Source organism: Streptococcus infantis (genome assembly GCF_000963255.1).
In the GTDB taxonomy this organism is placed as follows: Bacteria; Bacillota; Bacilli; order Lactobacillales; family Streptococcaceae; genus Streptococcus; species Streptococcus nidrosiense.
Genome location: NZ_JYOV01000014.1, coordinates 19,059 through 42,037 on the forward strand (window position 1 = coordinate 19,059; position 22,979 = coordinate 42,037).

The window sequence follows — 22,979 nt, forward strand, 5'->3', positions numbered from 1 at the left end:
ATTGAATTTTAGGAGATAATCCAATAATTTTTTTCATGTTAAAACGCATAATATCAAGGTTTATGAACACCTGATATTATGCGTTTTTTGATTTTATAGACTGTTGAAGAACTATTTGTTTGCTAACTTTTTTTCAGCAATTCTTTAACCATCTGATTCAGCTCCTCAAGCTTTTTATCTTGTGATTCTATTAATTGTCTTTGATTCTCAATTTCCTTATAAAGTTTATCAAGATTTATTTGAGTTTTAGATTCATCCTTAACAAAAAAATTAGTTAAAGAACTTGTTAGCATTCCTATTGTTCCAATTCCAACTAGCATCAATAATACAGCTAGCCATTTTCCAAATAGGCTACTCGGTACAATATCTCCATATCCAACAGTTGTAACTGTAACAAGTGACCACCATACACTATCAGAAAATGACTTCTCTTCAACAACCGATAAGATTGAACTACCAACTAGAACGATAAAAAAATTGACATACAGAATGTAAATTAATCCATTTGTTCTTAGAAAAATTTTTTAGCTTTTTCTCTAATTTGCCAGTAAGACCTATAATTCTTAATAACCGACTTAGTTTTACTAACTTTGTTAAGCGTGCAAGACGGAAGATCCTCCCCAAACGAAAAACTGTAAAAATAGCATTCAAAGGCAGAATTGCAAGCAAGTCAAAAATGTTGTTTATAATAAATGACCATTTACTTTTGGAAATACTAAATCTCCAAATATAATCGACAAGAAAAACAAACCATATGACTAAGTCTATAATACTGTATGGAGGTTTCTCAAGATCAATTAAATCTGTAAAACCAAGTATTACTAAAACAACTGATATTAAAGCTAATATTATAATACTAGTATCGTAATAGGCTTTTATCTTCCACTTGTTCTGCAATCTGTAAACTCCTCTTGTTATAAAAAGTAAATAAAATAGTTTAATGGGAATTCTAATAAATATCTCTACGATGACCAACTTCCAGAGTAGAGACTATCAGTTCATCATCTACAATTTGCACAATAACTCGATAATTACCAATCCGGTACCTCCATTGACCACCTCGATTCCCCACCAAAGCTTTCCCATGACGTCTTGGATCCTCTAAAACGTTATTTTCTAGATACTTTGTAATTAATATTTGTGTATAACGATCTAATTTCCTTAGTTGTTTAATAAATCGTCTTGTTGGAACTAGCTTATACAAGTTAATCTTCCTCCAGACCTAGATCATGCATCATTTCTTCCCAAGTAATGGGTTTAAGCCCTTTTTCCAAATCTTCTAAATACTCTTGATAAGCTAAATCTGCTACACGAGCATCATATTCATCCTCTAAAGCTTCTAAAGTTTTTGTCCGTATCAACTCTGATAGAGAAACTCCTTCAAACTTAGCCATGGCTTTCATAAATGTTTTATCTGCTTCGGAAACTTTTAATGTAATAGTCGGCATGTTTATTCTCCTAGAATTATTGGTAATACCATTGTATTACTTTTTAAGAACCCAGTCAAAATAAAAAGAACACCTCTCGGCGTTCCTTTCTATATCTCCGTCAATGGTGTTGCGGTGTCTGGTGAAGTATCGTAAACTTGAAAGTCTACTCCCACTCCCAGATCTGCTTGAGCTAACTGATTGACCATGGTCATGTGGGCCAGTTCCTTGATATTATTCTCCTTAGACAAATGGCCTAGGTAAATCTTCTTGGTACGATTACCTAGTGTACGAATCATGGCGTCTGCTCCATCCTCGTTTGAGAGGTGACCAAGGTCGGACAGGATGCGTTGTTTGAGTCGCCATGCGTAAGATCCTGCTCGCAGGATTTCAACATCATGATTTGACTCGATCAGATAGCCATCTGCGTTCTCGACAATGCCAGCCATACGGTCACTAACATAGCCCGTATCCGTCAGCATAACAAAGCTCTTATCATCCTTCATAAAACGATAAAACTGGGGCGCCACTGCATCATGACTCACACCGAAACTCTCGATATCGATGTCGCCAAAGGTTTTAGTTTTTCCCATCTCGAATATATGCTTTTGAGATGAGTCAACCTTACCAAGATACTTACTATTTTCCATAGCCTGCCAAGTTTTCTCATTGGCATAAAGATCCATACCGTACTTGCGAGCCAGAACGCCCACACCGTGGATATGGTCTGAATGTTCATGCGTAATCAAGATAGCGTCTAAATCCTCTGGTTTACGATTGATTTCACTCAAGAGGCTTGTAATTTTTTTGCCTGATAGTCCCGCATCTACTAAAATTTTCTTTTTTGGTGTTTCCAAGTAAAATGAATTTCCACTGGAACCCGATGCTAAAATACTATATTTAAAACCGATATCACTCATTCTAGTCTTCTAGTTCATCCTCCCAAATCTCTTCTTTCACGGCATCCTTATCGTATGGAAGTACGATAGTAAAGGTAGATCCCTTGCCATATTCACTCTTAGCCCAGATAAAGCCCTTATGTTGCTTGATGATTTCCTTGGCGATAGCCAATCCTAGTCCTGTTCCCCCTTGGGCACGACTTCTTGCTCTATCAACTCGATAGAAGCGGTCAAAAATCTTCGGTAAATCTTGCTTTGGAATCCCTAGACCTTGGTCGGAGATGGACAAAATCATCTGATCATCTGTAGTCTTCATGCTTACAGTGATTTTTCCACCATCTGGTGAATACTTGATAGCGTTATTCAGGATATTGTCAATCACCTGGGTCATCTTATCTGTATCAATCTCAATCCAAACAGAGTTAATCGGATAATCTCTCACCAACTCGTACTTCTTCTCCTCATCCTGACTTTTCATTTTATCAAAACGATTGAGAATAAAGGTGATAAAGGCAGTAAAGTTAATCAATTCAACATCCAAGTGACTGGTCTCATTGTCGATCCGTGAGAGGTGCAAGAGGTCCGTCACCATCCGCATCATACGATTGGTTTCATCCAGAGAAACCTTGATAAAATATGGAGCAACTGGTTCTGTTAGGGCTCCTTCGTCCAAGGCCTCAAGATAGGATTTTACACTGGTCAAAGGTGTACGCAACTCATGACTAACGTTCGAAACGAAAAGCCTTCTCTCACGTTCTTCCTTCTCTTGTTCAGTCGTATCATGTAGAACTGCTACTAAACCAGAGATAAAGCCAGACTCTCTACGAATCAAGGCAAAACGCACACGCAAGCTGATATACTCCCCATTCACATTTTGCGAATAAATCATCAATTCAGGACTTTGGGTAATGAGATCTCTCAGCTCATACTCTTCTTCAATCTTGAGTAACTCTAAGATATTTTGATTAAGAGCATCATCCCTTTCAACTCCAAGTTGTCTCTTAGCCATGTCATTAATCATGATAATCTGACCACGACGATTGGTCGCAAGTACTCCGTCTGTCATGTAGGACAAGATACTATTCAACCTTTTACTCTCTTGTTCCAGATTTTCTTGAGTCAAACGGATTACTTCTGACAAATCATTAAGATTGTTAGTGATATTAGTTATCTCTGAGCTTCCCTGCATATCCAAAACCTGAGAATAATCACCAGCAATCAAATCCTTAACCTTCTGGTTTAGCTGTCTAAGGCGAATATTATCACGACGGCTCTCAAGCAAAAGAAAAGTCACCAGCATAATAAAGCCAATTAGGATGAGGATAAAGATAAAGTCACTCGTCAAAATTGTTTGTTTAATTACTTCAATCATTATTTCTCATATAATATCCTACTCCACGACGAGTTAGGATGTATTCAGGTCTACTTGGTGTGTCTTCAATCTTCTCGCGCAAACGTCTAATTGTTACATCAACTGTACGGACATCTCCAAAATAGTCATATCCCCAAACAGTTTCAAGAAGATGTTCTCGGGTAATAACTTGACCAAGATGAGAAGCTAAATGATGTAAGAGTTCGAATTCTCGGTGGGTTAGGTCTAACTCTTCACCATATTTCTTAGCCACGTAAGCATCGGGTAAAATCTCCAAATCGCCAATCTGCAGACTTTGTAATTTCGTTTCAGGTTCTTGGTTATCAACTGAGACAATATCTGTACGACGGAGAAGAGCTTTAACACGGGCCTGTAGTTCACGATTTGAAAATGGCTTGGTTACATAGTCATCCGCTCCAAGTTCAAGCCCAATAACCTTATCAAACTCGCTGTCCTTTGCTGAAAGCATGATAATAGGAACACTACTTGTCTTACGAATAATTTTTGCAACTTCAAGTCCATCAATCTCTGGAAGCATCAAATCCAAGATAATAATATCTGGTTGCTCAGCTTCAAATTGTTCAAGAGCTTCACGACCATTAAAAGCAGTTACAACTTCATAACCTTCCTTGGTCATATTAAATTTTATAATATCTGAGATGGGTTTTTCATCATCTACAATTAGTATTTTTTTCATTTAGTCACCTTTTTCCTTATCTCATTATACCAAAAAAATGTAAAGAAGACACGAAAGACCGATACTAGCAGCTTCTTTTCAAGTAGGCTTGCCAAATCTTTTGCTGAGGTTTAGCTAGGGGATAATTGATAAATTCTTCCGGACTTAACCAAAGGACTTCTCTATCTGCATATTCCTGTGTTTCAGTAACTCGGCCTGCAATTATCTGGATATGCCATTTACGATGGCTAAAAATGTGCTTGACCTCTTCAAATCGTAGATCTTGCCAATCAACTTCAAGATCATAGTCCTGTTCAAAACTCTCCTGTGGAGATGGTCCCAGTTCTAGAATTGGCTCCGCTACTTGACTAAAAAGGTCCAAGTCCTGAGTCTGGTCTGAGAATTCATCAACTTCAATCAAGGGAAAATGCCAAAATCCAGCCAAGAGTTTTTCACTCTCATTCTTCTCTAATAGAAACTGCCCCTGATTATTTTGCACTACAAGAGCCTTTAGATAAATAGGGATTGGCTTTTTCTTGGGAGCCTTAATGGGATAGCGATCCATGGTCCCATGTTGGTAAGCAGCACTGAACTCCTTAACAGGACTCTCCTCCGGTCTTGGATTAACAGGAGCCTCAATATCTGAACCTAAATCCATCAAAGCCTGATTGAAATCACCTGGACGATCAGGATCTATCAGAACTTCCATCATCGCTTGAAATATTTTTCGATTGCTAGGATTTCCAATATCATGATTGACTTCAAACAAACGTGCCAAAACACGCATGACATTGCCATCTACTGCAGGCTGCGGAAGGTTAAAGGCAATACTAGAAATAGCGCCAGCAGTATAAGGACCTATCCCTTTCAAGCTTGAAATACCTTCATAAGTAGACGGGAACTTGCCTTCAAATTCGCTCATAATCTGTTGAGCGGCTGTTTGCATATTGCGGACACGAGAATAATAGCCAAGTCCTTCCCAGGCTTTTAATAAGCGCTCCTCAGGAGCATTTGCTAAGCTTTCTACGGTCGGAAACCAGTCTAAAAAACGTTCATAATAGGGAATGACGGTATCAACTCGAGTCTGCTGCAACATAATTTCAGATACCCAGATATGATAAGGATTCTTACTCCGTCTCCATGGTAAATCCCGCTTGTTTTCGTCATACCAGGCTAATAATTTTTGACGGAAAGAGAGAATTTTCTCCTCTTCCCACATGGTCACACCATATTTCTCCAAATCTAACATATTTCTAGTATAGCATAACCTTTTAGGATACTCAAAAAATCAAGATAGGGCTTGTTAAAACACTCTCTTAAACTCTGTTAGAATAATAGCAATTTAACCTTTACAAACCAGCTGATTCTATCATTTTCCCTACTTTTTTGATATAATAAATTTAATGATTCTTCAAAGGAGGCATCTATGCGTTTTAATCAATTCAGTTACTATCCTATAAGCCAGCAAGAAGCTTTACAGGAATTATCCAACCTTGGATTCAAGCTTGACCAATCAAATTCTGCGAAAGAACTGTTTGAAGCTTTTGTTAGAACTTGCTTTTTCAATTACAAAAATACGGATTATCCCCTCTCAACTTTAGCGGTTGATAAAGAAACTGATCTGCTCACTTTCTTCAATTCTGATCGTGAATTAACTGCAGAAATTTTCTATACTGTTGCCTTTCAGTTGCTTGGTTTCAGTTACTTGACAGACTTTGAAGATTGTCTTGCTTTTCATAAAGAAACGGCATTCCCTATTGTATACGGAAATTTGATTGACAATCTCTATCAACTCCTTAACACGCGCACTAAAAAGGGAAATACCTTGATCGATCAATTGGTTAGCGATGGTCTTATCCCTGAGGACAATGATTACCACTACTTCAATGGCAAGAGCTTGGCAACCTTCTCTGCAAACAATGTTATTCGTGAAGTTGTTTATGTAGAGAGTCGTATTGATTCTGATAATGATGGCCTACCTGACCTCGTCAAAGTCAACATCATCCGTCCGTCTTACCATGGCAAAATTCCAGCTGTTATGACGGCAAGTCCATACCACCAGGGAACTAATGACAAGGCTAGTGATAAGGCCCTCTACAAAATGGAAGGTGAATTAGCAGTCAAAGAACCTCACGAGATTAGCTTAGAAGAACCAAGTATTAGTTTTGTTGAACCAGTTGGCCAAGCAGAACTCGTTCCAGAAGCTGAAGAAAAACTGACTCATATCAATAGCAGCTACACACTTAACGACTACTTCCTTCCAAGAGGATTTGCCAATATCTACGTATCTGGTCTTGGTACCAAGGATTCTCAAGGTCAGATGACTAATGGTGACTACCGACAAGTTGAAGCCTATAAAAATGTCATTGATTGGCTCAATGGTCGTTGTCGTGCCTTCACAGACCATAGTCGTGAACGTCAGGTCAAGGCTGACTGGTCAAATGGTAAAGTAGCAACTACTGGTCTTTCTTACCTAGGAACAATGTCTAATGGTCTGGCTACTACAGGAGTTGATGGTTTAGAAGTCATTATTGCTGAAGCAGGTATTTCTTCTTGGTACAACTATTATCGTGAAAATGGTCTGGTAACAAGCCCTGGTGGCTATCCAGGGGAGGACTTCGATTCATTAGATGAATTAACTTATTCTCGTAATCTCTTAGCTGGTGACTATATTCGTGGAAATGACGCTCATAAAGCTTCCATAGAAGAACTCAAGAAAAATCTAGACCGTAAAACTGGGGATTATAACCAATTCTGGCATGACAGAAACTACCTACTTAATGCCCACAAGGTCAAAGCTGAGGTTGTTTTTACACACGGTTCACAAGACTGGAATGTAAAACCACTTCATGTCTATCAAATGTTCAATGCTCTTCCAAGCAATATTAAGAAACATCTCTTTTATCATAACGGTGCCCATGTTTATATGAACAACTGGCAGTCTATTGATTTCCGTGAATCCATGAATGCTCTTTTGACGCAGAAATTATTGGGGCATGAAACTGATTACAAACTTCCAAGAGTCGTTTGGCAAGACAATACTGCTCCTCAAACCTGGATGACTCTTGAAGATTTTGGAAATCAAACCAACCACAAAACTTTCACATTAGGTACTGAAGAAGCTGTCATTCAAAACCACTATCAAGGCTCAGACTTTGAACGATTTGGAAAAACTTACCAAACCTTTAACAATGAACTCTATCAAAGGAAAGTCAATCAAGTTACGATTGACCTGCCAGTGATAGAAGAACTTCATCTTAATGGGCGTGTTAAACTAAATCTTCGTCTCAAGTCAAGCACTAATAAAGGACTACTTTCTGTCCAACTTCTCGAACTTGGTCAAAAGAAATACCTTCAACCGTATCCAGGAGTCTTGTCTGCTCGTACTATTGATAATGGCCGTTACCATATGCTAGAAAACCTTTGCGAGCTACCATTTAGCCCAAATGCTCAACGTGTTATCACCAAAGGCTATCTCAATCTTCAAAACCGTTATGATTTATTGAAAATTGAAGAAGTTAAGCCAGATGAATGGTTGGAATTCCAATTTGAACTCCAACCAACTATTTACAAACTAAAAGAAGGCGATACAGTACGTCTCGTTCTTTACACAACAGACTTTGAGATTACTGTACGTGACAATACAGACTATCACTTGACTGTCGACCTTGCACAGTCTAGTCTTGAGATACCTTTTCAAAGGGAGGTAACTGTAGATGAACAAAGCCGAACAAAGACACCAGCTCATCCGAGCCCTAATCACTAAACAAAAAATTCATACCCAAACTGAATTACAAGAACTACTGATTGAAAACGGAGTACAGGTCACACAAGCAACACTTTCAAGAGACATTAACCTGATGAATCTTTCTAAGATTCGTGAAGGTGAACACTCCTATTATTCAATCAACACTGGCTCTACATCCAAGTGGGAAAAACGGCTAGAAGTTTATATGGAGGAAGCCCTCTACATGATGCAACCCGTCCAACACCAAGTTGTTATCAAAACCTATCCAGGTTTGGCACAATCATTCGGATCTATCTTGGACGCCCTAAACTTCCCTGAAATAGTCGCTACTATCTGTGGAAATGATGTCTGTTTGGTTATCTGCGAGGATAAAGAACAAGCTCAATCTTGCTTTGAACGCCTCAAACAATTTGCACCACCTCTATTTTTTGATCGGTAACAAAAACCCGTGATGATAGTCATCACGGGTTAATTTTATGATTTGCTATTTTCAGCTTGCTTTTTAATTCTTGCAAGTCTCAAAGCTCTATTTGGATTGAGGCGATTAAACAGTTCTTCTAACTTCTTCTCATTCCAGACATCTGCTGCAGAAACAAAATTTCCATCAGCATCTCGGAAAGATATCGGTTTATCTCCCATAGCTATCTCCTAGTCTACAAACTCAAACTCAAACTTACCGATACGAACCAGATCTCCATCCTTGGCACCACGGGCACGGAGAGCTTCATCAACTCCCATACCTCGCAACTGACGAGCAAATTTCATGACAGACTCATCACGGTCAAAGTTAGTCATGTTAAAGAGTTTGATGAGTTTTTCACCTGAAAGTACCCAAGTTGCATCATCATCACGACTAATTTCAAATGGTTTTTCTTCTTCATCAAAGCCATAATAAACTTCTTCTTCCATTTCTGACTCATCATAAAGAAGGAATTCTGGGGTCTTATCAAGAAGTTCAGCCGTTGCATCTAGTAAAGGTGCTAAACCTTGTTTGGTCAAACCTGATATTGGGAAGATTGCTGGTAATTCCTCGAACTCATCAAAGTTAGTTGCCAATTTTTTCTTGAATTCTTCGAGATTTTCTTGACTCTCTGGCATATCCATCTTATTAGCAACAATGATTTGGGGACGTTCCATGAGACGAAGGTTGTAAGATTCCAACTCTTTGTTAATAGCTAGATAATCTTCGTAAGGATCGCGACCTTCACTGGCTGACATATCGATGATGTGAAGGATAACGCGAGTACGCTCAATATGGCGAAGGAACTGAGTTCCCAAGCCCACGCCTTGACTAGCACCTTCAATCAATCCAGGTAGGTCTGCCACTGCAAAGGACTCCCCTGATTGGGTACGGACCATACCAAGATTTGGTACAATCGTGGTAAAGTGGTAGGCACCAATTTTAGGTTTTGCAGAGGTAATTACGCTGAGCAGAGTTGATTTTCCAACTGAAGGGAATCCAACCAAACCAACATCAGCAAGAATTTTAAGTTCTAACTGTAATTCACGTTCCTGACCTGGTTCTCCATTTTCTGAGATTTCTGGCGCAGGATTTTTTGGTGTCGCAAAACGGATATTTCCACGGCCACCTCGACCACCGTGAGCAACGATAAACTCTTGGCCGTGCTCAATCAAGTCAGTGATGACTTTTCCAGTCTCAGCATCACGCACAGTTGTCCCTTGAGGTACACGGACAATTAAGTCTTCTGCCCCTCTACCATGCATTCCTTTGGTCATCCCTTTTTCACCCGATTGGGCTTTGAAATGACGATTGTAACGGAAGTCCATCAGGGTACGTAAACCTTCATCTACAACAAAGACAACGTTACCACCACGGCCTCCATCACCTCCCCATGGACCGCCATTAGGGACGTATTTTTCACGGCGAAAGGCAACCATCCCATCGCCACCATTTCCAGCCTTGACCTTGATCTTGGCTGTATCTAAAAACATACTCATATTCTTTTCTCACTCTAAAAAGGGCTGGGAAATCCCAGTCACCAACTATTACTACTTGCTAGAAAATCTAGCATTTTAAAATCTGCTAAATACACCGATGGCTGTAGCAAAGATACCTGCTAGGGTTACAAATAACATAATCAAAACGACAAACATTGTTAGTTTTTCAAAGAAAGTTTTTTTACGTTTCCCATTATCACCAAATGCCATTTTTTCTCCTTTACTATAATAGTCTAATCTTAAAATTCATCTGATACAGGAGCAATTGCCCACAAGATCAAGTAAGCAATAAGTCCAGCACCATAACAGAAAGCTAGAACTCCCCAAATCACACGTACAATTGTAGGGTCAATATCAAAATAATTAGCTAAACCAGCGCAGACACCACCGATTTTTTGATCTCTACCACTTCTCATAAATTTCTTTTTCATTTCTTCATTTCCTTTCTTTGATTCGATTAATCGTTCAAATATTTTCTTAAATGACTCAACTGTTTTCTAGAAGCTTTCAACATACGTCTTGAACCCTTGACCGGCATGGAAACTGCTTGTTGCGGTATATAAAATACCGTCTTTAAAATACGTTTCGTAACAGGTTCATCTGCAGTCAATTCTTTTTCAAAATTATTTGAAATAATAACATCTAGATAGAATTCATGCACTCTCTTAGCAAAATTCTCAGCTGAAATTTCATACAATTTTTCAGCCAAAAGTTTCTCATCCATCTTTGGAGTTGCAATTAAAGCTTCTAAAATAGCCCCTGCTAGATCTCTCTCTTCATAATAAAGCGTTCCAAACATTTTATGATTGATGAGGTTATCAAGATAGGGATTTCCATGAGCTATTACCGGAGTCTTACTTGCAAGACTTTCAAGATAGGTCAAGCCTTGAGTTTCACTAGTTGAAGCTGAGATAAAGAAGTCAGCCGCCTTATAATAGAGCGCTGTCTCACTTGGTGCAATCATACCAGTAAAGATAACAGAATCTTGAATCTGTAAATCTGATGCTTGCTCCTTGAGATTTTCCAGATAAGGACCATCTCCAGCTACGACTAATTTAACATTTTGCTCTTCTTTTAGAACATCTGGAAATGCAGCCAGAACAGCTTGAATATTCTTCTCGTAAGAGACACGTGAAAGGCTAAGAAGCATCTTTTCATCTTCCTTAATACCTAGTTTAACCCGTAAGTCTGCGATATGTTCTGGTCCAATCTCAGGTCGTTCAAATTTGGCTAGCTCAATCCCTGTAGGAATAACTCGTTTTTCAACTTTGACCTTATAATCTGATAGAAGGTCTCGCACAATTTCACTTGGACAGATCACTCCATCAACATCATGAAGGAAGCCTCTCACAAGATACTTGACCATACCTGGACGAATCAACATCCCTTTAGCGATATAGTGAACATAATCCTCGTACTGGGTATGATAGGTATGTATAACAGGGATTTTCAACTCACGCGCTATCCAAATCCCTAATAAACCAAGAGAAAATTCAGTCTGTGTATGAATAATATCCAGCTTGTATTGTTTTGCTATCTCAAGAGCTTTCGTAAATCCACGATAGGCGAAACGACGATCTTTAAAGGCAAAGAAAGGAACACTAGGGATACGAATAATCTGCCAGTCTTCATAACGATTAACATCCTTGTCTGTTGTTGTAAAGATAAAGACGGCATGTCCTTGCTTTTCAAGTTCTGTTTTTAAGGTTCGAATACTGGTCGCAACACCCGAGACCTGCGGGAAATAAGTATCTGTAAATAATCCAATTCGCATATACTACCTCATTTTTTTCCTAAAGCTGCTTGCTCCCGATAGAATTTTAGCCAGATTTCAAGAAGATGCTCTTCTGAATATTCTCTTGAAATGGCCTTAGCCTTTTCTTTTAATTCTTTTAGTGCTTCTGGATGCTCGCGATATTCCAAGATAGCCTCTTTCATCTCTTCTACATCACTTGTTGGTCTGTAATTTCCTTCAAGAATGACCTTGTAAAGATCTAGATCACGAAGCATAATGGGTGCTTCACAACTCGCAGCTTCTAGAATAGTCATTGGAAAGAGCTCGTTATAACTTGGAAGCAAGAAAAGATCAGCCAAGGCATAGAGTTCTCTCATCCGTTCTGGATCAACAATCCCTGGGAAAATTAGATTTTCAGGAGGATTATCCATAATCTTTTTATAGCGCTCATAACCATCGGTTATTCCCCCAAAAGAGAATCCACCAGCCCAAATAAAAGTGATATCAGGTAATTCCTCAGCTAGAGTGATAAAGTCATCGATTCCTTTACGCTTCTGAACCTGACCTGCACCAACGACTACAAACTGATTCTCATCAATCCCCATATCTTTACGAAGTTGTTCAACTTGCTCTATAGAAAGTGGATGCCATTTTTCTTTGTTGACAAAGTTAGGAATATAGGTCACTTTTTCACGTGGAATTCCAGCAGCAACCAAATCCTCAATGAAGGTAGGATTGACCACAACCAGATGCTCCATACGGTCATAAAAAGAAAATACATAGCGTTTGACAATCCCCTTTAAGAAGAATGGAATCTTCAAACTACCTTCCAAAGTATCCGGTAAGAAGTGAACATAGCCAATCTTACGTCCAGAACGTTTTTTCTGAAAGGTCGAGAGATAATAAGGAAAATCAATCGTATGAAAATGAGTAACATCCGCTTCGATTGGAAGATTTTCTGTTACGATCAGTTGGTCTTTCGCATCTCGTTTTAAAAGCTGCACCAGTTCACGGTATGCACCAGACACACCTTGGCCCGCCACTTTTTCACTTGAACTTAGCATGTTGATGCGTAATTTGTCTTTTTCCATAGTAACCATTATACCATTTTCTTCAAATAAAATCAGCAAATAAAAAGAGAGATAGCATAAAAGCTGGGAATTCCTGGCGTCTACACTATTTCTCTTTTCATAATATACTTACTTGATACCTAAAGCGATACGAGCGTAACGGCTCATTTTTTCAACTGTCCAAGCTGGATACCATACTAATTTGACTTCAACGTTAGTAACTTCTGGAACATCTGTCATAGCATCATAGATTTGGTCAGTTAAAAGATCTGCCAAGGGACACCCCATGGTTGTCAAGGTCATATCAATTTCAGTCTCACCTGTATCGCCATCAAAACGAATCTCGTAGATCAAGCCTAGATTGACAATATCAATCCCCAATTCTGGGTCAATCACTTCTTCTAGTGCTGTCAAAATACGTGTTTTGATATTTTCGATTTGTTCTTCTGTATAAGCCATCTTCACTCTCCCTCAACTTAATCTTCAATGAAATCACGAAGTGGTTTGCTTCGACTTGGCTGGCGAAGTTTTCTCAAAGCTTTTGCCTCAATCTGACGGATACGCTCACGAGTCACGTTGAAGACTTTACCAACATCCTCCAAGGTACGCATTTTCCCATCATCAAGACCAAAACGAAGTCGAAGAACATTTTCTTCACGATCTGTAAGAGTATCCAAAACTTCATCCAATTGTTCGCGCAAAACGATACGAGTTGTATAGTCCACTGGATTTTCAATCACTTCATCCTCGATAAAGTCACCAAGATGGCTATCATCCTCTTCACCGATTGGTGTTTCAAGAGAAACCGGCTCTTGGGCAATCTTGAGGATTTCACGGACCTTGTCTGGTGTCATATCCATGCGTTCGGCGATTTGTTCAGGAGTTGGATCTTGTCCTAGCTCTTGAAGAAGATTACGTTGTTCACGAACAAGCTTGTTAATGGTTTCCACCATGTGAACTGGGATACGGATGGTACGAGCTTGATCAGCAATGGCACGAGTAATGGCTTGACGAATCCACCAAGTCGCATAAGTTGAGAATTTGAACCCTTTAGAGTAGTCAAATTTATCTACGGCCTTCATCAAGCCCATGTTTCCTTCTTGGATCAAGTCAAGGAACTGCATTCCACGTCCAACATAACGTTTAGCGATAGATACTACCAAACGAAGATTAGCTTCTGCAAGGCGTTGTTTAGCTTCGATATCACCCGCTTCAACAGCAAGAGCTAATTCTTTTTCCTCTTCATTTGTAAGAAGAGGTACAACCCCGATTTCTTTCAAATACATACGGACTGGGTCATTGACCTTAGCTGAGGTTGAACCAATCAAATCTTCATCAGTCAACTCTGGTTCTTCCTCAGTGCTCAAAACACGCGCACTTGGATTTCCTTCGTTGTCCGTAATTGAGATACCAGCATCTTGAATGCGTTGCAAAAGATTCTCAATACCTTCCACATCTAAAGTGAAGGGAATTACGAGGGCGTTATTGATTTCATCATCTGTAGCCGTACCAGTTTTTTTATGATTGCGAATAAATTCCGCTACTTGGACGTCAAAGGTTGTTACTTCTTTTTGTTTTGTTGCCATTCTTACTCCATTCTTCTTTTTTGGGCAATTAAGCGTTCTAGCTCTTCTAATGCGGTGTCTGTATCACCGACATGGCTAGCTTCCTGAACTTTCTTTTTAATTTGCAGATTTTCCTGATTCAAGAGAGCTCTTTTTCGAGACTCTTCCACTTCAGCTAACTCGTGAGGGGACATCTCAGGTGGCAAATCTAAGGCTAGGACTTGATACCAAGCACTCTCCACTTCTCTAGTCTGATGAGCCAAATCCTCAGACGAGATACTTCCATTATCAATCAAGAGTCCATACAAGGTCTGAAACTCTGGAGTTTCAAAGATAAAGTCATCTCTTAAGCGGTAGTCATTGAGCACCAAGGGATGTTCCATCATTCGGTAGAGAATATGGGCCTCCGCTCTCATCACTGCTGTCAGTTGCTTGGTGACAGACATAGTGATAGGACTAGGACTATAGGTCTCCTTGACCTTCTCCTTTCTCTGTCTAACACGACTTTCATTGACAATATGTTCGACTTGCTGATAGTCAAAAGATGGCAAGTGATCCGTCAAAATGTGAATGTAGGAATTCTGAGCTGTGATAGAGGGTTCCTTGGCGATTAAGGGAGCAATTTTCTCTATGAATTCAATTTGAGCTTGTAGATTTTCACTGTTTTCCGGTCTGAAATGATGGATGTAAAACTCAACAGGACTAATGCGTGTATTGGTTAAGAGATAAGCCAAGTCTTGAGGAGAGTTTTTCTGCAAATATTCATCCGGATCCATCGCGTCAGGAATCTGGACTACTTGGACAGGTATATCTTTAAGCTCGTCCAAGGCTTTAGCCGTCGCAGCTTGCCCAGCCTTATCTCCGTCATAGGTGACGATCACTTTTTTGGTAAAGCGTTTCAGATGCTCCACATGTTCACTCGTCAGTGCGGTACCCATAGAAGCGACTGCATTTTCAATACCAGCACGATAAGCCGCAATGACATCCATAAATCCTTCCATTAGATAGATTTCAGGTGCCTTACCCGATCCTTTTTTTACCCTCTCCAAATGATATAATTCGTAACTTTTGTTAAAAATTGCCGTCGCTCGACTATTTTTATACTTTCCAGTTTGAGAATCAGTCTCTTGCCATACACGACCAGAAAAGGCAATCACCTTTCCTTGATCATTTGAAAGAGGAAACATAATGCGATTATGAAAGGTATCAAAGAATTGGTTACTCTCAGATAGATAAAACAAACCCGAATCCAGCAAGTCCTTCTCACTATAATCATCTGCTAAACGCTGATATAGATAAGAGCGTTCTGCTGGAGCTAAACCAATCATAAAATGCTTGAGAACATCATCTGTTAAGCCACGTTTATAGAGATAGTTTCTCGCCTCTTCACCCATCTTAGTCGTCATGAGAATAGCATGATAAAAACGAGCGGCTTTCTCATGCATATCGTAGAGATTTTGATGGGGCGACCTAGGCTGTACAGAACCTTGAACAGGCGCTGCCATCTGAATCCCAAGTCTCTCAGCTAATATCCCCACTGCATCCGCAAAGGTTACCTGCTGATACTCCTCAATAAACTTAAAAACATCTCCAGAACGACCACATCCAAAGCAGTGGTAAAACTGCTTATCTTCGACCACGTTAAAGGAAGGGGTCTTTTCACCATGAAAAGGACAGAGCCCTAAAAAGTTCCGTCCAGATTTTTGTAAAGAAATCACTTCTCCTATGATTTCGACAATATTGGTATTGTTTTTGATCTCTTCGATGAGTCTCTTGTCAACCATAGACAATACCTCCATTTTATCACAGTTTACTCTAACTAGTATAGCTTATTTCTGAAAAAAAGTAAACCATTTCATACACTTTACATGAGACTATTTCATAAGTTTCCAGCTATCATGAAAAACTTAATCTTCTGAGCAAATCATTCTAATATTTGAAAGAAAAACAAAAGAAATAAAATCCTATTTCACTTGATCTTCGAGATTATTTTTCAATATTCTGCTAATATACTGACCATCTTTTCTACTGATACAAGCTGTTGCATAAGTCAATGGTGCTTTGTATACCACTCCTCTATAGGATGGATCAGTCAATACAGGCATAGAATAATAGGCGTTCTTTTTATTTTTAAGGTCAATAAACCATTTTCCTCCTAGGTGTTTGCGAAAGGTTTCACCGATATAAACGGTCAAATAATCCAACATCTTGCGGTCTGCTATCAAAGCATGGTGGTCTTCGTAGTGAGCCAAGATCCAAGCCTCCAAATCATCCAAAGACTGCATGCTATAGTCTAAATTTAGCCCTTCTTTCTCCGCAAACTCCCTTGTAAAATAATCCATCTTAAATCCAATCTGAAAAATCCATTCCTGAAAATCTTCTTGTGTGTATGCCATGTTTTTATCTCCTTACTATTATCAAAGTTTAAGATTCTTAGATTGATTCTATTATAAAGGAAAACAGACGAAAATAGAAATATAAATAATATTTAAAAACAACTAAAAAACTTAGAAGCAAAAGCCTACTTCTAAGTTTTTTATCTCAATTATTTAAAATCATCTACTCAAAAAGTTGATAGTAATCGGAAATTTTCATCTTGGCTTTTTCATCCTTATTCAAATCTTGGATGATTCGCCCTTCTTTCATGACAATGAGGCGATTTCCATACTTGAGAGCATCTTCCATATGGTGGGTAATCATCAGAGCAGTCAGATGGTCCTTGCTGACAAAGTCATCAGTTAACTCCATTAAGGCGACACTTGTTTTAGGGTCAAGAGCAGCTGTGTGTTCATCCAGTAAAAGGAGCTCTGGACGTTTCAAGGTTGCCATCAAGAGGCTCAAGGCCTGTCTTTGTCCACCTGACAAGAATTCAATCGGTGTATCCAAGTGTTTCTCGAGCCCATTGCCAACCTTCTCAATGGTTGCTTGAAATTCTTTCTTGTAAGCTGAGAGTCTTCTTGGAAAAAGACCACGTTTTTCTCCACGGAACTTAGCAATCAAAAGATTTTCTGCAACTGTCATACGAGGGGCAGTTCCCATCTTAGGATCTTGGAAAACACGAGAGAGATACTTAGCACGTTTTTCAGGGCTGAAATGAGTCACATCCTCGCCCATGATGCGAATGCTACCACTGGTTAAAGGTAAAGTTCCCGCAATGCTATTAAAGAGGGTTGATTTCCCTGCACCATTTCCACCCAAAATTGTGATAAAGTCGTGTTCATAAATATCAAGCGAAACATCATTTAGGATAATCTTTTCTTCGTCAAAGCCATTTGTCACAATTTTTGTGGCATTTCTTAATTCTACAATTGCTGTCATTTGCTTAACTTGACTCCTTTCAAGTATTTATCCTTAAGAGTTGGAATGACTAGACAAGTTGCTAGGATAAGGGCACTGTATAGACGGAGGTAGCTAGTATTAAAGCCGAGAGCAATGACTCCCCATACCAAGAATTGATAGCTGATGGAACCAACTACAATAGTAACCAAGCGTTCTGCTAAGGTAAGACTCTTAAAGAGAACCTCACCGATAATCAAGCTGGCAAGACCAACAACGATAACACCGATACCACGAGAGACATCCGCATAACCTTCTTGTTGAGCGATAAGTGCGCCAGCAAGTGCGATTACACCATTTGACAAGACCAAGCCCATAAGCTCCATACGTCCTGTATTGATACCAAAACTACGAGCCATATCTGGATTATCCCCTGTAGCGATATAGGCCTGTCCAAGTTTGGTATCTAGGAAGAAAAGCATGAGAAGAATAACCAAAGTCACAAAAATTAAACCTGTCAGTAATTGATTAACCTCTGATGAAAATGGAAGAACATCTTGGATTTGCTTGGTATTTAAAAGCCCAAGGTTTGCTCGTCCCATAATCATGAGCATGATAGAATGACAAGAAGTCATGACTAAAATTCCTGATAAAAGAGTTGGAATTTTCCCTTTGGTATATAATAACCCCGCTGCTAAACCAGCAAGACAACCTACTCCTACAGCCGCTAAAGTCGCAAGAAAAGGATTAACTCCTTGCGTAATCAGAGTCACTGCTACAGCTCCTCCCAAGGGGAAAGAGCCCTCAGTTGTCATATCTGGAAAGTTCAGGATACGAAAGGTCATAAAGATTCCTAAACCTAGGATAGCCCAGACCAATCCCTGTGAAATAATAGATATTAGCATGTTTGATTCATTTCCTTTATTTTAAAAATTGGAGGAGATGTCTCCAACTCCTCCTTCATTCTTATTCGATTACTTGACCTGCTTCTTTGAGAACTGATTCAGGAATAGTGATTCCAAGTTCTTGAGCAACTTTTTTGTTGATCACTGATTTACCAGTTGAGAAGACATTAACTGGTGTATCTGCAGGTTTTTCACCCTTCAAGACTTTAGCAATCATTTTACCAGTAGCAACACCAAGATCGTGTTGGTCCACAACGACTGATGCCAAACCTCCAGCTTCTACCATGGCAGTCGCACTTGGGTAGATTGGTTTTTTAGCTGTTTGGTTACTTGATACTACAGTTGAGAATGCAGATGCGATTGTGTTATCGATTGGAACCCAGATTGCATCTACTTTGCCAGTCATAACATTAACTGTTGAAGCAATTTCGTTAGTTGATGGAACTGCGAATGTTTCTACTTTCAAACCAGCTTTTTCAGCGTAGGCTTTGAATTCTTCTACTTGTGATTTAGAGTTATCTTCACTACTTGAGTAAAGAGCCCCAACCGTCTTGACATCAGGTGTCAAAGTTTTGATCAATTCAACCTGTTGTTCAGCAGGGTTGTGGTCAGATACCCCTGTGATGTTCCCACCTGGTTTTTCCAAGTTTTGTACAAGGTTAGCACCAATTGGGTCTGTGATAGCTGCCATGATAACAGGAAGGTCTTTTGTTGCACTTGCAAGACCTTGAGCTGCTGGTGTTGCAATACCAACAACTACATCATTTCCGTTTGCCACCAATTGTTTACTCATTGTCGCAACCTTACTTTGGTCACCTTCTGAGTTCATAAAGTCGATTTTAACTTGGTCACCTTTATAGCCTTCTTCAGCAAGTCCATCTTGGATACCTCGGTAGATCAAGTCAAGCGATGGGTGGCTTACAAACTGAAGAACACCAACTTTAGCTGTTTTATTAGCTGTCTCAGTTTTAGTTTCTTGTTTCGTTAAGCTAGAATATACCAAGCTTCCTCCAACTACAAGTGCTAATGCTACGATAATACCGAGTAGACGTTTGTTTTTCATAATTTTCTCCTAATTTCTTCTTAACTTATTATTTTTTTATTCAATCACTTATTCAAGCGACGCCATCGTTTGATTTCCATAATTTTTTCCTCCCCATAGAAAAAGTCCTCACACAAAAAACTTGTGTGAGGACGTCGATGCGCGGTGCCACCTCAATTATAGGAACTAGTCCTATCGCTCTTACTCGCTAAAACGAGTTGCACTGTAAGGTGTGCTCACCGAATTCTTATGATTTCAAATTCTTAATAACATTCAGCCCAATTTTCATCACTTCCACCTATCTGTTTCCACCAACCACAGACTCTCTAAAAAATTTCAATGATTACTTTCTGAATGCTTAAATTATATCATTTTACTAAAACTTGTCAAGGGTTTTCATAAAATATTTTAAAAATTAACAAAAATCCCCACGTTTTTTATAAAATCTAACTTGTATCAGCCTGAATTACGTAATCCTGTAGCAATTCCGTTGATAGTTGTATGGATTAATCTTTCTTCATCTGAAGATAGCTCACCACGACGTTGACGCTTAATCAATTCCAACTGAATATAGTTAAGGATATTGAAATAAGGCATGCGGTAGTTGAGACTGTCTTTCAAATAAGTATTTTCTGCCAAGAGTTCCTCATAGCCTTCAATAGCCAAGATAACGTCCTTAGTCAACTGCCATTCATCCAAGATAGTATAGTAGATTGCTTGTATTTCTTCACTTTCACAAAGTTTAGCGTACTCAAAGGCGATATTCATATTTGATTTAGATAATACCATGTCTACGTTAGATAGGAGTGACTGGAAGAATGGCCAATTTTGATACATATCACGAAGATATTCGATATTTTTTGGATCTTGATCGATGAATTCTTTGAAGCTTGAACCCACTCCATACCAACCTGGGAACATAACACGACTTTGTGACCATGAGAATACCCAAGGAATCGCACGTAAACCACCAATTTCAGTGATTGTTTTACGAGCCGCTGGACGAGAACCAATATTGAAACTTGAGATCGCCTTGATCGGACTAGATTCAAAGAAATAATCATAGAAATGTTCATTTCCAAATACGAGCTCACGGTAGATATCGTAACTACGTTCTACTACTTGGTCCATGATTGCTTCATAGCGATTTGACGTATTGGTATCACTCTTCTTCTTGGTAATCATACGGTTGATAGCTGCTGAAACCAACATTTCAAGGTTATAGTAAGCTGCATCCTTGTTACCGTATTTGTTGCCGATAACTTCCCCTTGCTCTGTCAAACGGATACGATCTTTGATGGACTTGAGTGGTTGAGAAGCAATGGCATCATAAGTAGGGCCACCACCACGGCCAACGGTACCACCACGACCATGGAAGAAGGTTACTTTGACTCCAAATTCATCACCAATAGCAGTCAATTGTTGTTGGGCCTTATAGAGTGTCCAACAAGATGATAGATAACCGCCATCCTTATTACTATCAGAGTAGCCAAGCATGATTTCTTGGTAATTGTTTTTAGAAGCAATCCATTTCTTAGCAAGTGGTAGAGAGAAATACTTTCTCATTGTTTCTTCAGAATGGTCCAAGTCTTCAATCGTCTCAAAGAGTGGAACAATCTGAACACGCGCTTTTTCAGCATCTACCAGACCAACTTCTTTAAGCATGATAGCCAACTCAAGCATATCTGACACGCTTGTTGCATGTGAGATAATCGTTTGACGAATGACATCTTCTCCTAAACGATCTTTTAATTCACGTGCTGTTTGGAAAATAGCCAGTTCTTTTTCGAGAAGTTCAGACTTCTCAGCATGAGTTGCAGACAAGATTCGAGGATCTTCTAATAATTCATGCAAAAGCAAGTCACATTTTTCATCTTCTGATAAATCACTATAGTGGTCATTGATTCCAGAAGATGCCAACAATTCTGCTACACAGGCTTCGTGGACGCTTGAATCTTGACGCATGTCGATGGAAGCCAAGAAGAAACCAAAGACTTCTACAGCTTCTAAAAGTTCTGCAAATTCACCTGTGAGTAAGGCCTCTGCCTTGTTTTCAAGTAATGAGTCCTTAATAATGTATAGATCTTGCTTAAACTCTTCGACTGTTTCGTAAAATGGTGGACGATCTTCAGCCAGCTCTTGAATAGCTCCTGAAAGTCGATTGCTAATATAGTCTGTAATCACTCCTTGTTGATGCCTTTGCGTACCGAGAAGACGTTCAACAGGATGACGTTCATCAGCTGACGAGCCAACAACAGACCATTCTTTTAAATTCAAGAGAGTTTGAATCAATTTGGACTGAATCAAATGAAAGGCACGACGATAGGGTTCTTTCTCACGAAAGACTGATGTATCTCCAGACTGAGCAGCCATTTCTTCAACAGCTTTGCTAGTTTTTGATAAATTCGTTGAAAGAGAGAAGGTACGATACAGACTAGAAATCTTACTGATATAATAGTTCAAAACCACTTCACTTTGAATGGTAGCAGAACGCAGAAGTGTCTCAGCAGTTACAAATGGATTTCCATCACGGTCTCCACCGATCCACATTCCCATAGTAATAGGTTTGGCTTGTTTAAGATCAATTCCTTGCTCTTTTGCTAGACGTTTGTACTCTAACATCAAGTTAGGGACAGCCTGTAGGAAGGAACTATTGTAGTACTCCATCACATTGGTGATTTCGTTGGTTACTTTTAGTTTCTTCTCACGAATCATATCTGTCTGCATGATAATCTCAATATAGCGACGAAGATCATTATGCCATTTTTCTTTGTTGATGAGTCCCATTCTCACGTCACGATATTTACGCAAAAGGGTATGGATATGAGTGGTCAAATCTAACATACTCTTACGTTGAACCTGAGTTGGGTGGGCCGTCAAAACTGGTACCACATTCAAGTGTTCAAGAATCTCAGCAGCGTTTTCTTTTTCAGCCACCATTTTGATCGTTGTTGACAATTTACCCAGATAGTCTTGATCGACATTATTTAGATGGTTAATCTCATAAGCCAAGTCAACATCTTCTGAGATGTTAATTAAAAGAGGCAAAATAGAGAAGTATCTAGAAATGTAGACCATCTCATCATTTGAAAGACCTGTTACTACTTTATCTAGCCCTTGATAGTCAAGTTTTGACGAAAGTTCCTTCAAGTGCATAATCTTATCAAAAGTTTCAGCAGGAAGCATATTTTTTGTGATATCTTCCAGCATATCTGTCAAGATTTGAACTTCTTCTTGTACGACCGTTTTGTTACTATAATTTTCTAACTTTTGAAGAGACATTTTTTTCTCCTTGTTATCTATGT

Annotated in this window: 22 protein-coding genes, 1 pseudogene and 1 other annotated feature; of the genes and pseudogenes, 2 read left to right on the forward strand and 21 right to left on the reverse strand. The window is 39.2% G+C overall.

The genetic code is table 11. The annotated features are described in order from the left end of the window. Positions 1–122: 122 nt before the first annotated feature. The 7 genes and pseudogenes from TZ96_RS05820 to mutY form a co-directional block, all read right to left on the reverse strand. Positions 123–897 (reverse strand): annotated as a pseudogene (locus TZ96_RS05820) (potassium channel family protein). Between the two features lie 52 nt (positions 898–949). Further along, entirely contained in the window at positions 950–1,204 is a 255-nt protein-coding gene (locus TZ96_RS05825) for a type II toxin-antitoxin system RelE family toxin (RefSeq protein ID WP_045763285.1), read from the reverse strand. A 1-nt stretch (position 1,205) separates the two neighbouring features. Further along, the gene (gene relB, locus TZ96_RS05830) at positions 1,206–1,448 is read right to left on the reverse strand and encodes a type II toxin-antitoxin system RelB family antitoxin (protein WP_045763286.1); all 243 of its coding nucleotides are present in this window, start codon (positions 1,446–1,448) and stop codon (positions 1,206–1,208) included. 89 nt (positions 1,449–1,537) lie between these two features. After that, complete coding sequence (locus TZ96_RS05835; protein ID WP_045763287.1) at positions 1,538–2,347, reverse strand: MBL fold metallo-hydrolase; 810 nt, start codon at positions 2,345–2,347, stop codon at positions 1,538–1,540. A 1-nt stretch (position 2,348) separates the two neighbouring features. After that, positions 2,349–3,698 (reverse strand): cell wall metabolism sensor histidine kinase VicK, encoded by a 1,350-nt coding sequence (gene vicK / locus TZ96_RS05840; RefSeq protein WP_045763288.1) that lies wholly within the window; start codon positions 3,696–3,698, stop codon positions 2,349–2,351. After that, complete coding sequence (gene yycF / locus TZ96_RS05845) at positions 3,691–4,395, reverse strand: response regulator YycF (protein ID WP_045763289.1); 705 nt, start codon at positions 4,393–4,395, stop codon at positions 3,691–3,693. The genes vicK and yycF overlap by 8 nt, the downstream gene beginning before the upstream one ends. 64 nt (positions 4,396–4,459) lie before the next feature. After that, a complete protein-coding gene (gene mutY, locus TZ96_RS05850) occupies positions 4,460–5,623 on the reverse strand; it encodes an A/G-specific adenine glycosylase (protein ID WP_045763290.1) in 1,164 nt (387 codons plus the stop codon). A gap of 177 nt (positions 5,624–5,800) precedes the next feature. On the opposite strand from mutY, the gene TZ96_RS05855 reads away from it, so the two are divergent. Together TZ96_RS05855 and TZ96_RS05860 are read left to right on the forward strand one after the other, a co-directional pair. After that, entirely contained in the window at positions 5,801–8,140 is a 2,340-nt protein-coding gene (locus TZ96_RS05855) for a Xaa-Pro dipeptidyl-peptidase (RefSeq protein ID WP_045763291.1), read from the forward strand. Next, on the forward strand, positions 8,091–8,561 hold the full coding sequence (locus TZ96_RS05860; RefSeq protein ID WP_001030117.1) for an arginine repressor: 471 nt from the start codon (positions 8,091–8,093) through the stop codon (positions 8,559–8,561). The genes TZ96_RS05855 and TZ96_RS05860 overlap by 50 nt, the downstream gene beginning before the upstream one ends. 35 nt (positions 8,562–8,596) lie before the next feature. Here the strand turns inward: TZ96_RS05860 and TZ96_RS10670 are convergent, their stop codons facing one another. The 14 genes from TZ96_RS10670 to ppc form a co-directional block, all read right to left on the reverse strand. Further along, positions 8,597–8,761: a hypothetical protein gene (locus TZ96_RS10670; protein ID WP_045763292.1), complete on the reverse strand. Its 165-nt coding sequence runs from the start codon at positions 8,759–8,761 to the stop codon at positions 8,597–8,599. 9 nt (positions 8,762–8,770) lie between these two features. Continuing rightward, entirely contained in the window at positions 8,771–10,081 is a 1,311-nt protein-coding gene (gene obgE, locus TZ96_RS05870) for a GTPase ObgE (protein WP_045763293.1), read from the reverse strand. A 75-nt stretch (positions 10,082–10,156) separates the two neighbouring features. After that, the gene (locus TZ96_RS05875) at positions 10,157–10,291 is read right to left on the reverse strand and encodes a DUF4044 domain-containing protein (protein ID WP_000863850.1); all 135 of its coding nucleotides are present in this window, start codon (positions 10,289–10,291) and stop codon (positions 10,157–10,159) included. 29 nt (positions 10,292–10,320) lie between these two features. Further along, positions 10,321–10,512: a PspC domain-containing protein gene (locus tag TZ96_RS05880; RefSeq protein ID WP_000726417.1), complete on the reverse strand. Its 192-nt coding sequence runs from the start codon at positions 10,510–10,512 to the stop codon at positions 10,321–10,323. Positions 10,513–10,538: 26 nt separating this feature from the next. Next, positions 10,539–11,855 (reverse strand): glycosyltransferase family 4 protein, encoded by a 1,317-nt coding sequence (locus tag TZ96_RS05885; protein ID WP_045763294.1) that lies wholly within the window; start codon positions 11,853–11,855, stop codon positions 10,539–10,541. A gap of 8 nt (positions 11,856–11,863) precedes the next feature. After that, complete coding sequence (locus tag TZ96_RS05890; RefSeq protein ID WP_075230469.1) at positions 11,864–12,916, reverse strand: glycosyltransferase family 4 protein; 1,053 nt, start codon at positions 12,914–12,916, stop codon at positions 11,864–11,866. Between the two features lie 99 nt (positions 12,917–13,015). After that, positions 13,016–13,345: a metal-sulfur cluster assembly factor gene (locus TZ96_RS05895; protein WP_000331926.1), complete on the reverse strand. Its 330-nt coding sequence runs from the start codon at positions 13,343–13,345 to the stop codon at positions 13,016–13,018. 17 nt (positions 13,346–13,362) lie between these two features. Next, entirely contained in the window at positions 13,363–14,472 is a 1,110-nt protein-coding gene (gene rpoD, locus TZ96_RS05900; protein ID WP_000201894.1) for an RNA polymerase sigma factor RpoD, read from the reverse strand. 2 nt (positions 14,473–14,474) lie between these two features. Next, the gene (dnaG, locus tag TZ96_RS05905; protein WP_045763295.1) at positions 14,475–16,235 is read right to left on the reverse strand and encodes a DNA primase; all 1,761 of its coding nucleotides are present in this window, start codon (positions 16,233–16,235) and stop codon (positions 14,475–14,477) included. Positions 16,236–16,415: 180 nt separating this feature from the next. Next, positions 16,416–16,847, reverse strand: a complete 432-nt coding sequence (locus TZ96_RS05910) for a hypothetical protein (protein ID WP_045763296.1) — start codon at positions 16,845–16,847, stop codon at positions 16,416–16,418. A 163-nt stretch (positions 16,848–17,010) separates the two neighbouring features. Continuing rightward, on the reverse strand, positions 17,011–17,769 hold the full coding sequence (locus TZ96_RS05915; protein WP_045763297.1) for an ABC transporter ATP-binding protein: 759 nt from the start codon (positions 17,767–17,769) through the stop codon (positions 17,011–17,013). Next, positions 17,766–18,632, reverse strand: a complete 867-nt coding sequence (locus TZ96_RS05920) for an ABC transporter permease (protein WP_045763298.1) — start codon at positions 18,630–18,632, stop codon at positions 17,766–17,768. Before TZ96_RS05920 ends, TZ96_RS05915 begins: the two co-directional genes overlap by 4 nt. Before the next feature lie 61 nt (positions 18,633–18,693). Beyond that, positions 18,694–19,695 carry a tryptophan ABC transporter substrate-binding protein gene (gene trpX, locus TZ96_RS05925; RefSeq protein ID WP_045763299.1) on the reverse strand — a complete coding sequence of 334 codons (1,002 nt, stop codon included), beginning with the start codon at positions 19,693–19,695 and terminating at the stop codon, positions 18,694–18,696. Between the two features lie 124 nt (positions 19,696–19,819). After that, positions 19,820–20,036 (reverse strand) — a binding site (T-box leader). Between the two features lie 94 nt (positions 20,037–20,130). After that, entirely contained in the window at positions 20,131–22,956 is a 2,826-nt protein-coding gene (ppc, locus tag TZ96_RS05930; protein ID WP_045763300.1) for a phosphoenolpyruvate carboxylase, read from the reverse strand. Between the last annotated feature and the right edge of the window lie 23 nt (positions 22,957–22,979).

Coding starts and splice junctions, on each gene's coding strand:
- vicK (WP_045763288.1), bottom strand. CDS start 3,698: ATGATTGAAGTAATTAAACAAACAATTTTGACGAGTGACTTTATCTTT.
- dnaG (WP_045763295.1), bottom strand. CDS start 16,235: ATGGTTGACAAGAGACTCATCGAAGAGATCAAAAACAATACCAATATT.
- TZ96_RS05835 (WP_045763287.1), bottom strand. CDS start 2,347: ATGAGTGATATCGGTTTTAAATATAGTATTTTAGCATCGGGTTCCAGT.
- TZ96_RS05885 (WP_045763294.1), bottom strand. CDS start 11,855: ATGCGAATTGGATTATTTACAGATACTTATTTCCCGCAGGTCTCGGGT.
- TZ96_RS05860 (WP_001030117.1), top strand. CDS start 8,091: ATGAACAAAGCCGAACAAAGACACCAGCTCATCCGAGCCCTAATCACT.
- obgE (WP_045763293.1), bottom strand. CDS start 10,081: ATGAGTATGTTTTTAGATACAGCCAAGATCAAGGTCAAGGCTGGAAAT.
- TZ96_RS05880 (WP_000726417.1), bottom strand. CDS start 10,512: ATGAAAAAGAAATTTATGAGAAGTGGTAGAGATCAAAAAATCGGTGGT.
- TZ96_RS05890 (WP_075230469.1), bottom strand. CDS start 12,916: ATGGTTACTATGGAAAAAGACAAATTACGCATCAACATGCTAAGTTCA.
- yycF (WP_045763289.1), bottom strand. CDS start 4,395: ATGAAAAAAATACTAATTGTAGATGATGAAAAACCCATCTCAGATATT.
- TZ96_RS05895 (WP_000331926.1), bottom strand. CDS start 13,345: ATGGCTTATACAGAAGAACAAATCGAAAATATCAAAACACGTATTTTG.
- TZ96_RS05915 (WP_045763297.1), bottom strand. CDS start 17,769: ATGACAGCAATTGTAGAATTAAGAAATGCCACAAAAATTGTGACAAAT.
- rpoD (WP_000201894.1), bottom strand. CDS start 14,472: ATGGCAACAAAACAAAAAGAAGTAACAACCTTTGACGTCCAAGTAGCG.
- TZ96_RS05910 (WP_045763296.1), bottom strand. CDS start 16,847: ATGGCATACACACAAGAAGATTTTCAGGAATGGATTTTTCAGATTGGA.
- TZ96_RS10670 (WP_045763292.1), bottom strand. CDS start 8,761: ATGGGAGATAAACCGATATCTTTCCGAGATGCTGATGGAAATTTTGTT.
- trpX (WP_045763299.1), bottom strand. CDS start 19,695: ATGAAAAACAAACGTCTACTCGGTATTATCGTAGCATTAGCACTTGTA.
- TZ96_RS05855 (WP_045763291.1), top strand. CDS start 5,801: ATGCGTTTTAATCAATTCAGTTACTATCCTATAAGCCAGCAAGAAGCT.
- TZ96_RS05875 (WP_000863850.1), bottom strand. CDS start 10,291: ATGGCATTTGGTGATAATGGGAAACGTAAAAAAACTTTCTTTGAAAAA.
- mutY (WP_045763290.1), bottom strand. CDS start 5,623: ATGTTAGATTTGGAGAAATATGGTGTGACCATGTGGGAAGAGGAGAAA.
- relB (WP_045763286.1), bottom strand. CDS start 1,448: ATGCCGACTATTACATTAAAAGTTTCCGAAGCAGATAAAACATTTATG.
- TZ96_RS05920 (WP_045763298.1), bottom strand. CDS start 18,632: ATGCTAATATCTATTATTTCACAGGGATTGGTCTGGGCTATCCTAGGT.
- ppc (WP_045763300.1), bottom strand. CDS start 22,956: ATGTCTCTTCAAAAGTTAGAAAATTATAGTAACAAAACGGTCGTACAA.